Genomic DNA, 10,952 nt, shown 5'->3' with positions numbered 1-10,952 from the left:
TCGAAATGTTTTATAACAGTAAGCGTCGGCATGGTTCTAGCGAACAGATGTCACCGACAGAATATGAAAACCAGTATTATCAACGGCTCGGAAGTGTCTAGATTATCCGTGGCGATTCACATTGTTCACCGATACTAAGTTTCATATAGTTCTGTATAAGTGTTTGGAGATACTTGGAAAAGTATTTTTTTATAAGTATAATTGTAAAATCTTATTAAATTTCTATGCTATCTGATTGGCACAAGGTTAGGATATGCTTTTTAGCTCATACCAATATATTTTTTTGTTTTTACCAATATCATTCTCTGTGTATTTTTTTCTTAACCACATAAGACAAAGTCTGCTCGCAAAAATATGGCTGGTTCTGGCAAGTTTATTTTTCTACGGTTTTTGGGATGTTCGTTTTCTGCCACTTATACTTCTTTCAATAATTGTTAATTTCTTGGTTGGTTCAATCTTAAGAAATAGTGCGTTAGAATCTATAAAAATAAAATCAAATGGCGATTTAAAAAAGATAATATTTATCTTGGGAATTGCATTTAACTTATTTTTACTTGGCTATTTTAAGTATACAGATTTCTTTTTGTCCAACCTAAATGCCCTGGGGGCTCATTTTAAGCTCCCGCATATGGCATTGCCGCTTGCTATCAGTTTCTTCACTTTCCAGCAAATAGCTTATATAGTGGATAGCTATAAAGAGAGAACAGAAAACTATAGCTTTCTTAACTATTTATTATTCGTGACCTTTTTTCCGCAACTTTTTTCCGGACCAATTACTTACCATAAGGATATGATCCCTCAATTTGCATCTAAATGGAATAAAGTAATTAACTACAGAAATATTTCGCTTGGTATTTTTATTTTTTCCATCGGCCTTTTTAAAAAAGTGATAATTTCAGATGTATTCGCGATATGGGCCAATCAAGGATTCGACCACTCATTGCATTTAACCATTCTGGATGCATGGTTCACCAGTCTTAGCTATACCTTTCAGCTATATTTTGATTTTAGTGGCTATACGGATATGGCTATTGGCGCAGCTTTATTTTTTAATATTAAATTGCCAATAAATTTCAACTCCCCATATAAGGCGCTAAATATTCAAGATTTCTGGCGTCGGTGGCATATTACCTTGAGTCGTTTTTTGCGTAACTATATTTACATACCTCTTGGGGGAAATAGAAAAGGTGAAGTGATAACATATGCAAATCTTCTGATAACTTTTTTGATCGGTGGATTATGGCATGGGGCAAATTGGATGTTTATTATTTGGGGGCTGTTACATGGTCTGGCTCTTATCATCCATCGAATTTGGGGTAAGTTAAAATTTTCGATTCCAAAACCAATCGCTTGGTTAATAACTTTCAATTTCATCAATATTACTTGGGTTTTCTTCAGATCACGTGATCTTGATTCGGCAATAAAAGTTTTGAGCGGAATGGTAGGGTTAGGCGGTATATACAACGATATACCAGCAGATATAGAAACATGGAAACTTTCTTGGTCCGGGTTTTTTCTGGAAAAATTCTTGCCTGAAATCCCCATTGGTCTTTCAGAAAACATTCTAGTTTTAATTTTTGTAGTTGTAGCGTTTTTTATTATCACCCAAAAAAATACAACTGAATTAACCGTCAGTACTTCTGTAAAAACAAGAACTGCTGCATCGATTCTTTTATTCACTGTCGCCATGCTATCAGCTTTATCTGGGGCAAATAGCGTTTCTCTGTATTCAAAATTTTGAGCAACGATATGAAAAAACATGTCTTTACATTTTTAATTGTTTCAGCATTGATGCTAACACTACTGCCTATCTACAATTTCCTTAACTGGAATAAAGGATTAACTGAATATATTAAAACAAGCCAATATTACAAATTGGATTCAGTCACAGCACCTGTAAGCAAGATACTGTCTACTTATGGCATTAGCCTTTTTCCAGACCAAGTGATTGTCGGGCGCAATGGCTGGTTATATTTAGGTGATCAAGAATCCAATACGGTATCAAACAGACGAAAAGGTGCAACTAAAAATGATATAGAAAATGCACAAAAAATATCTGTCTCTGTACAGCAGTGGAACGATTTTTTCATGGAAAATGGGGTGAAAAAATTTAAAATTTTAGTCGGCCCTGACAAAGAAAGTATTTATGGAGAATACTTGCCACAATGGGCACGCCCGGCGGAATATAGACAGGTTAGCGCAATTTTAGATGCCGATAAAAAAGGCATATTCGTTGATCCCACTAAATACTTAATTGAACAGAAATCGAAGTATAAAGAGCCTCTTTATTATAAAACAGATACTCATTGGAATGCATTAGGTGGATGGTTAGCATTTAGCTACTTTATGAAGAATGTATTTAATGATGAATCTTATCGTTCCGAAAATACCGGGAAATATACGGGCTGGCAAAATAAAGCCGGAGGTGATTTGTCTCGATTCCTTCGCACGGAAAATTTTACAATAGATCACTATCAAGAAGTTGATGTCCTCTCAAAAGAAAGTCTTGACATAGAAAAATATGACTTTGCGACAGATTCGTTAATCAGTAAAAGCGTCAACGTGCTTATTGATGCCCCAAGCAAACCAATTCGCGTTGTCTCAAGCAAAGCCCGTAATAATGCTAAGGTGCTTTGGCTTAGGGATTCCTTTGGAACTGCAATGTCGCCCTTTATGGCATCTTCTTTTACTAACGTAGTTCAACTTCATTACTTTGGTTCCAATCCTGTCTGGTTGTATAATGTGATTAAAACTTATAAGCCAGACTATGTATTTGTTACAAGTGTTGAACGAAGCATTATTAATGATTTTTTCTTGTCTCCGCCACCTGTTCATGCGCTTAAAACTGCAAGTCTAGATAATATGATTGTTGGGCAATATGACAATTCTCATGATGTCAAAAGAAAAGATGACACTTATGAAATTATTGGAAATGATCCTTTTATTGTATTCCGATTCAATTCTATAATCAATACACAAAAAGATAGCATCTATATAAATGTCAATTGCAAAAAAAATAAGTCCGATCTTATGACTCAGTTTTTTTGGAGTACAGACAAAGGTGACTTTAGTGAAGAAAATAGTATTAGCATGATCCTTCCTCAAAATGGAGCGGTTTTTGATATGACTAAAATTGCTCATTGGAGAAAAGCTCAGGGTATAAAAAAAATTAGATTCGATATACAGCCTGACTCTATCGAGAATTGTCGGGATTTTAGCATTGGAGAAATAAAAATCACTCACTGAATGAGTTAGCCAGCGACGTTGATATACTAAAAAAGGAACCATCGTGGCCTTGCCCCGAAATCCTGCATGAATTGGTATACGATTTTAGATATACATCCCACTGTATAGCTAAACGTATACCAATAATCACTGGATTTAGCCGGATGACCTCGGACGATTACAGACACAAAAAGCCCGCAGGGCTTGTGCCGTGCGGGCTCTTAGGACTTCATCGGGCTGGCGTCCCTGTAATTAACCATTCATTCCATTGATTTTTAATATTATTTAAACTTTTAATTTTATGTGTGGTTCTAAAAAGGAACCATAAATCTTAATGATATGAGTTCTCACGATTAGCCGATTGGTAAATTGTATCAAAAGATAACAAATCCACAGTTCAACTCCCTGCTGGTAGTTGAACTGTGGAAGCAGGATCTGCTTTTTGATGTCGGACTATTCTATGGTGATATTCATCTGATCTGCGATATCCAAAAATTTTTCGACTACTTCTCTATCCGCAAGAACCGCAGTAGATTTTGAAATTGACAATGTAGTATTTTTTATTCTATCTTCAAAGAAAACATATGCTTTTCCTTCATATTGTCTGGACGGCCATTCTAATCCTTGGACATCATTATGTTGATCATGGATATACTCAGCCCACATTCTTGTTGTTTTATATTCGGTAGGGTCACAATGGATTAATTTTTTACCTGCCCTCATTTTAATTACAGAGGTATGATCTATAACAGCAACAACTAAATTATCTACTATTTCTAATTCAGTATGGTTTTTGCCATGAAGGTTTTTTTGCTCAAAAATAATCTGATCCTGCGATAGATCAATGTCATGGAAGACCACTTCGCAAATTGCAACCTCAGTTAGGTCTCCAGCGTAAATTGTTGGAATGATTTTCTTTGTTGCACGATTTGTAATAGGGCTAAACCGGGCATTACCATTACTACTGTTATTGAATGTCACACCACCATATATTGATGGATGTATTCTGAAAAGATGCGTCCCTGCATCAATAGTCCTTTTATTAATAGATATGTTGGCATGAGGTTTTGGAAAGGATGATCTTTTCTTATTAGCCATGTTGCAAACCATCCTTACAAGCTTTTGCAGCTTTTATTAATTGGGATTTATCATCAGCAAGTACATCTTTTGGTTTTGAGCCTCCCAACCAGCTATTACTTGTACCAAACCAAAAGGCCAGTGACCAACCACTCTTGGTACCATCAAAGATGTCGAGAATCTCTTTAACGATTGGTAATGGTTGATATGCTTCGTCCATACAGTATCTTGGATAAAGATTTTTCCCTTGATGTGAAATGGCAAATATTTTGTTTCTGCGCTTCCAGGTACTCGGACCTGCACTGCGATTTTTATTTTCAAAACCAACCTTCTCGGATAATTGATTCGCATCAAGCCATTTGGCATCAGCTAAAACATATTCTCTTAAATTGGCTTTTCTTTCTTCGTTTCTGGTACGATGATCTTCGAATCCTTTAAATATATCAAGCTCTGATTTATTTTTAGAATGAGAGTTTTTTTTGTAGGATTTAGAATGTATCTTAATAAAATTATTTTCTAAACCTACCGATAACAGAAATGTCCTGACTTTTTTTTCAAAATCACTGCGATCAAACAAGTGAGCATTAACCTTATGACCAGACTTGCTTTTAACAGGAATAACAAGATACTGAATATCATTGTCGGTCTCCAGATTCTGAACTGAAGGACCATCAACGACTATGGGCCACTGGACGAACGTATCATCATCATTATGTGGTGCTTTTTTCTCTTTAACTGGTGCTGACATATGTACCTCCTGAGTATTTTGATTACATCGCATATATTGAGTATATTGAGTATTTTTTAAACGTCAAGTGTAACAAGGGGAGCTGAAGAGCAGGTCCGTAATCAAAAAGGGGCTTTCTCCGAAAAAGAGGTTTTAGATGGCAGCTTTTTGGCATAGAAAGTAGATGTATGGACAAGGTTTGTTGTGCTTTTCATGGGTTAGCGAATGCAGGAACTTTTTCCCATAGCTCGATTCTATCCTTAGGGCAGTACCAGCATAGGTGGAGAATGGATTTTGAACAACTGGTCACCAGAGCATACAAAAGAAATCAAGAGTTGGTTTAAGATTGATACATATCGCAAATTTGAAGACCTCTCATTGCTCCAGTTCTACCATGAGATATGGGCTCGTAACTTGTTCTTTAAGGAGTATCGAGAAGAGTTTGAGAGCAGAACTCTTATGGGTTACTTCTCAAAAATTTTCAGTGGCAACCCTTTTTTAATCGAAGAAGGGCAACTGGGATACATGACTCCTGCCAACAAACTTTTCCAGCCTCCCCATTTTTTTCTAACAACCCTTGATCGCCTTGCTGAAACGAGCATCATTGCTATGCAACGCGGAGGTTTTGTTTGGGATGGTGATGACAATTATTCAATAAACAGGGATCTTCGGGAAGAATCACTTTCAGATATTATGCCAGATCAGTTTTCACGAACCGTCATGTTCGAGATTGATTTGGCAAGTGGCACAGACGAAGAGATTGCAGAGTCGCTTAAAGCTGCATTACCGCAGTGGCGTAAAATCAAAGGTATCGAACCAGATCCTTTAGAATCAGTACGCTTTGGGTATGGAACTATCAAGAAACTCATCAGTTATCGTGTAATACCTATGCTGGATATCCTGGTGTGGGCAGCCGTTAAAAAAATCCGTGTCTCTGACGACAGGTTATCCAGACTACTATACACAGACGATGACGAAGAAAGCGAAATGAGGCAGTCCAGCCAAATCAAAGATACCGACAGGCCTTTGGCTCTTAAATCCTGCACAACTGACTTTATCCGACAATTCCATTACTTCATAAACAAAAATAGCCATTTGAAGCAAATGAAAGTCTCTGATGTAATGAAACTATCGGATTAGTATTTTATCTATAACTGTCTGTTTTTAACATGAAAAAAAGCATCATAGTAAATGATGCTTTTTTTTTGCTTTTTACTTTAAACCAGCCATTTTGCCATTTGCTATAAAACAGGGGAATTTCAGCTACTCTCAAGTTCCCCTGTTTTGTACGACACCAACTTCGAGAAAACCATCCTGCATAGCAGCGAAGAACCTCCGCTTCAGGAGCTTCACTCCTTTCTTTTCCCAACTGTTCATATAGTGATTTCACCGAAACGACAAGGGATAACGAAATGAAAAATCAAGCAACCCGCCTCATACGCTTACCAGAAGTTCTCGAACGAACTGGCTACGGAAAGGCCTGGATCTATCGTCTGATCAGTGAAGGTCGATTTCCGGCACCAGTGAAGATCGGAGTTCGTGCTGTTGCTTTTGTCGAGAGTGAAGTTGACGAGTGGATTCAATCAGTTATCGAAACAAGCAGAATAAAAGTTGCTTAATTAAACTTGGGAGAGATTGTTATGAATATCGAAGAATTTATGAGTGAAGAAAACTATATGTGCAATTTAGGCGAAGATCTTTTTGGTAAGATTTTCGAACCCGGAGCGATTTATGATTTACCTGATAATGAATTTAACAGAAAGATTGTTTACTGGTTAAGCCAGTATTTAGTTGGGAATCTGAGAGAACCGCTAGATGCGATTTTTGAGCTTAATATTTTCGATCAGTTTTATGTCTATGAAACATGGTTCTCACTAATTAAATGCCCTGTAGAAATGAAAAGTCTTTCAAAGCGTATAATCCAATATCATATTGGTCTGAGAACTCTTTTGTAAAAATGTAAAGTTTGAGTCCATATTTTAACTTAAAACCTTACAAAATAGTTTACATTATTTTTGTCGCCGTTTATTAGCAAGGTAGTGAGATAGTTTTCGATGTATTAGGTGTACATAATAATAACTAGATCTACCAGATGATAATTTGACAGGAATAATCGTCTATCTCACTGTTTTAATTTAAATAAATGGTTCTAACGATTCAAATAAATTTGTAAATTTACGAAATGCTTATTATTAATATATTGGAATTATACTTTTTGTAAGGTTTAGGAGGAAAATATGAGCAGTATTTATGTAGATTCGTTTATGTTGGAAAATGGAGAGAGGTATTGTCATGTTGTAAATAAAAAAACTGGTGAGCCATTGTATTATCCAAATTTGTATATAACAACACAGGTCAGGAATCGGTCAGAGTCTATATCAACAATGAAGGTTATTGCCGGTAGCATTTCATTGTTATATCGATTCTTTATGAGGAAAGAGATCAATATTGATGAAAGAATTCAGAAAAGGATATTTCTGGCTCCTCATGAAATTGAAGATTTGATCGAATTCACTTCATTCAATTTTCGAGATGGCGAGAATGATAATTTTAGAAGTTCAAATGTCAAAAAACCAACTAAGTACTTTCGGATAACAACCATAGCTAACTATCTGGAATGGCTGTGCAAAATACATCTTTCTCATACAGGACAGAAGGATACTCTCAAATATATTTTAGATTTCATTAACAACATAAAACGAAAGAAACCGAGAAATAATGATAAATATAATATGGATATAGAAAAAAGTTTAAATAATGAACAATTGGATTCTTTGTTTAGCATTCTTGCACCGGGTAGCAAATTAAATCCTTTTTCAGAAAAAGTGCAAAAAAGAAACAATCTAATATTCCTGCTATTACACTGCTTTGGCCTGAGAGCAGGTGAACTTTTGAATCTGCGAATTGGTGATATAGATTTTGCCGAATCGACAATTGCAATAAGAAGAAGAGCAAATGATAAAACAGATCCGCGAGTGTATCAGCCTTTAGTTAAAACTTGTGAGAGGAAATTAATTGCTGATAAAAAGCTCATGTTTGAAATTTCAGATTATATTCTGAATGATCGAAGAAACATAAAAAATTCTAACAAACATGATTTCCTGTTTATTACTTATAAGGAAGGAAAAACTCAAGGGCAACCTATTTCATTTTCTTCATATCACAAAGTGGTGAGTGTTGTTCGTCAATCCTCCTCACTTCTAGGGGGATTGACAGGTCACAAACTCAGACATACATGGAATTATGAGTTTTCGAAAGCAATAGACAAGAATCAGGACATATCCGATGAAAAAGAGCAACAAATCCGTTCTTATCTCATGGGATGGCGACCGGGTTCAGAAACTTCAATGATTTATAATCGCAGGCATATTTATGAGCTATCGAAAAAAACTGCACTTGAACAACAAGAGCAACTATTCAAAGGAGAATTTGATGAATAATTTAATTAAAAATAAATCTGATAAAATGTCTTTGCATGAACATAAAATCGTCAGTTCGATTGAAAATAACGGAATCAATCTTACAAACTTAATATATGCTATGAACGAAAATTTGGTTTGTGGGTTTGTATATACAGTACAATATTATTTTAATAGCAACAGCTATTTGTATGTGAAAAATATTGTTAGAAATATGGAGAGTCTTATCCGTAAACTATCTCCTACTCATATTGATGATAAGGTTCTAATTGAATATCAAAATAAGAAATTATCAAAAGCCCCAGCATCATTTCGCGTTTTACGACCATTTTTGATTAAATGGTTTGAGTTAGGATATCCGGGAATAGATGAAAGTGCGGTAGAACTGTTAAAGCATTTGGACCTAAGAATAAAAAAATCTGGTCAGTCTGTGCTTCAAGATGATCCAACAGAGGGACCATTAAATAAAGAAGAACATACTTCTTTGATTAAGGCTATGAATCATGCATATAGAAAAGGTGAACTGTCACTGCCACATTATGCAATATCACTATTGATCAGTCTTACAGGTAGAAGACCTCAGCAGTTAGTTATGTTGAAATATAAAGACCTTCTTCAAAAGAACTTAGATAATGGCAAAGTAGAATATGTAATTTCAGTGCCACGAGTAAAACAACGGGGTAAAGAACTACGATATCGAGAACTTGCAATAATATCAGAGGTTGCATCAATTGTTCAATTGCAAGCTAATCAATCAGTGAAACTTGTTGAGCAAGCTCTTGGAAAAACTCTTGATGATTATTCTAAACGAAAAGTTCCTATTTTCTTAAATGAGGAAAAACTCTCAGATTTATCCATAACAGGTTCAATTCTTCTGGAAAATAATAAATTATATGCGAAGCCTACAATTGCTAATGTAGCATTGAAAAGTATTGTTAATAATGGGAATGTAATATCCAACCGTACCGGTTCGATACTAAATATTACTGCTCGTAGGCTTCGTTATACAATAGCAACTATGCTGGCTAAGAATGGGCATAATGTTAATACTATAGCTGAATTATTGGATCATTCATCTACTTCAAGTGCGGGGATTTATATTAAAAATCATGCTGACAGTGTTGAAAGGATTGATTCCGCTGTTTCAGAACAATTGTCATTTGTCGCTGATATTTTTATGAACGGAATCAAATCGAAAAAGAGTAGTCATTTCAAATTTTTTTCTTCAAGTAGATGCCAGAGTCAGAATTCAGGATTTCCTTGCAATCAATGTATGTTTTTTATTCCGATTGATCGCAGTGAGGTGAATCAACTATGAATAATATTATTTTGTTCAAATCAAAAAAACATATTCTTGTAGAAGAAAATTATAATGAGTTCATAAAATTTTGTCGCTATCAACTGTCCGGACTAACCCAAACTCAGGATTGGGAGCAGTATGCCTGGAAAGGATATGTCACATTTAGAAAAATAGGGATTGGAAATAAAATCTTTGATTCCATTGATGCAATGCACGAAGATTATATCAATTTTGCGAAAGCATATATCAGATATCAACACACATTGAAACCATTGAAAAATTATGGGGTTATTATGATGGCCTTGCGATGTCTCGAACAGGCCCTTTTGCAGGTTCAGAACACTGGTCTCATTTATAATGTTACAGCCGTTGTTTTCGATGAGGCAATGCAGATCGGGAGTAAATATTTTGAAGGTAACGTTTTGGCTAAATGTGGAATACAGCTTGAAAAAATATCAAAGTTTCTGTGTGAACATAATCTTGTGAAGTCAGGATATATCTCATGGAAAAACCATGTAAAACAGAAAGTCAAAAACAATTATCTTCCTGAGATTGAGGATTATCACCGAAGCGATAAGTTACCAGATGAAGAAGCATTGCTCGCTATTGCTGATATTTTTTCTCAAAATGATGAGTTACTGAGTCCAAGGGATAAGTTCACCAGTTCAGTATTTGCACTTCTACTTTGTTGTCCGAGCAGAATTTCTGAAATTTTAGCCTTACCTGCTGATTGTGAGATTACACAAATAGATGGCAAGGGTATCGAAAGATATGGGTTGAGATTTTATTCGGTAAAAGGGTATGGCCCTAATATCAAATGGATTCCACGGGTTATGATACCAGTTGCAAAGAAAGCGATTAGAAGATTACTTTCCTTATCACAAAATGCAAGAGCACTTGCTCACTGGTGCGAAAAGTACCCGGATAAATTTTACCGACATGAGCTTTGCCCAACAGTTGATGAAAAAGCTAAATTGACCGTTGTACAAGTTTGCCATGCACTGGGGTACAATTTATTTGATCATAAATCATGTGTTTTAAAAATTAAAAGAACGAGTTTGGATGGTGGGAAAAGTTTCTTAAACTGAATCGCCACGGATAATCTAGACACTTCCGAGCCGTTGATAATACTGGTTTTCATATTCTGTCGGTGACATCTGTTCGCTAGAACCATGCCGACGCTTACTGTTATAAAACATTTCGA

General features: G+C 35.6%; 9 protein-coding genes and 1 pseudogene. 8 read left to right on the top strand and 2 right to left on the bottom strand.

The features are described from left to right. The first annotated feature begins 253 nt into the window (after positions 1-253). Both JKP81_RS23345 and JKP81_RS23340 read left to right on the top strand, forming a co-directional pair. The gene (locus JKP81_RS23345; protein ID WP_200553618.1) at positions 254-1,741 is read left to right on the top strand and encodes an MBOAT family protein; all 1,488 of its coding nucleotides are present in this window, start codon (positions 254-256) and stop codon (positions 1,739-1,741) included. An 8-nt stretch (positions 1,742-1,749) separates the two neighbouring features. Beyond that, complete coding sequence (locus tag JKP81_RS23340) at positions 1,750-3,246, top strand: DHHW family protein (protein ID WP_200553617.1); 1,497 nt, start codon at positions 1,750-1,752, stop codon at positions 3,244-3,246. A 432-nt stretch (positions 3,247-3,678) separates the two neighbouring features. On the opposite strand, the gene JKP81_RS23335 is transcribed toward JKP81_RS23340, so the two are convergent. Both JKP81_RS23335 and JKP81_RS23330 read right to left on the bottom strand, forming a co-directional pair. Further along, positions 3,679-4,323 (bottom strand): RES family NAD+ phosphorylase, encoded by a 645-nt coding sequence (locus tag JKP81_RS23335; protein WP_200553616.1) that lies wholly within the window; start codon positions 4,321-4,323, stop codon positions 3,679-3,681. Then, positions 4,316-5,050 carry a hypothetical protein gene (locus JKP81_RS23330; RefSeq protein ID WP_200553615.1) on the bottom strand — a complete coding sequence of 245 codons (735 nt, stop codon included), beginning with the start codon at positions 5,048-5,050 and terminating at the stop codon, positions 4,316-4,318. The genes JKP81_RS23335 and JKP81_RS23330 overlap by 8 nt, the downstream gene beginning before the upstream one ends. Positions 5,051-5,323: 273 nt before the next feature. Between JKP81_RS23330 and JKP81_RS23325 the strand changes: the two genes are divergently transcribed. The 6 genes and pseudogenes from JKP81_RS23325 to JKP81_RS23300 all read left to right on the top strand — a co-directional run. Further along, complete coding sequence (locus tag JKP81_RS23325) at positions 5,324-6,169, top strand: DUF6387 family protein (RefSeq protein ID WP_200553614.1); 846 nt, start codon at positions 5,324-5,326, stop codon at positions 6,167-6,169. Between the two features lie 272 nt (positions 6,170-6,441). Beyond that, positions 6,442-6,648 (top strand): AlpA family transcriptional regulator, encoded by a 207-nt coding sequence (locus JKP81_RS23320; RefSeq protein WP_001549561.1) that lies wholly within the window; start codon positions 6,442-6,444, stop codon positions 6,646-6,648. Positions 6,649-6,669: 21 nt separating this feature from the next. Beyond that, positions 6,670-6,984, top strand: a complete 315-nt coding sequence (locus tag JKP81_RS23315) for a hypothetical protein (protein WP_110820585.1) — start codon at positions 6,670-6,672, stop codon at positions 6,982-6,984. A gap of 282 nt (positions 6,985-7,266) precedes the next feature. Beyond that, positions 7,267-8,469, top strand: coding sequence for a site-specific integrase (locus JKP81_RS23310; RefSeq protein WP_200553613.1), 1,203 nt, complete (start codon positions 7,267-7,269; stop codon positions 8,467-8,469). Then, positions 8,462-9,766 carry a site-specific integrase gene (locus JKP81_RS23305; RefSeq protein ID WP_200553612.1) on the top strand — a complete coding sequence of 435 codons (1,305 nt, stop codon included), beginning with the start codon at positions 8,462-8,464 and terminating at the stop codon, positions 9,764-9,766. Before JKP81_RS23310 ends, JKP81_RS23305 begins: the two co-directional genes overlap by 8 nt. Beyond that, positions 9,763-10,833, top strand: a pseudogene (locus tag JKP81_RS23300) (DNA-binding protein); the annotation flags it as partial. The gene JKP81_RS23305 and the pseudogene JKP81_RS23300, both read left to right, overlap by 4 nt. Between the last annotated feature and the right edge of the window lie 119 nt (positions 10,834-10,952).

Source organism: Kosakonia sp. LAM2021 (assembly GCF_016620385.1).
In the GTDB taxonomy this organism is placed as follows: Bacteria; Pseudomonadota; Gammaproteobacteria; order Enterobacterales; family Enterobacteriaceae; genus Kosakonia; species Kosakonia sacchari.
Note: the sequence above shows the minus strand (reverse complement) of the source record. Positions and strands in the feature narration are given on the sequence as shown.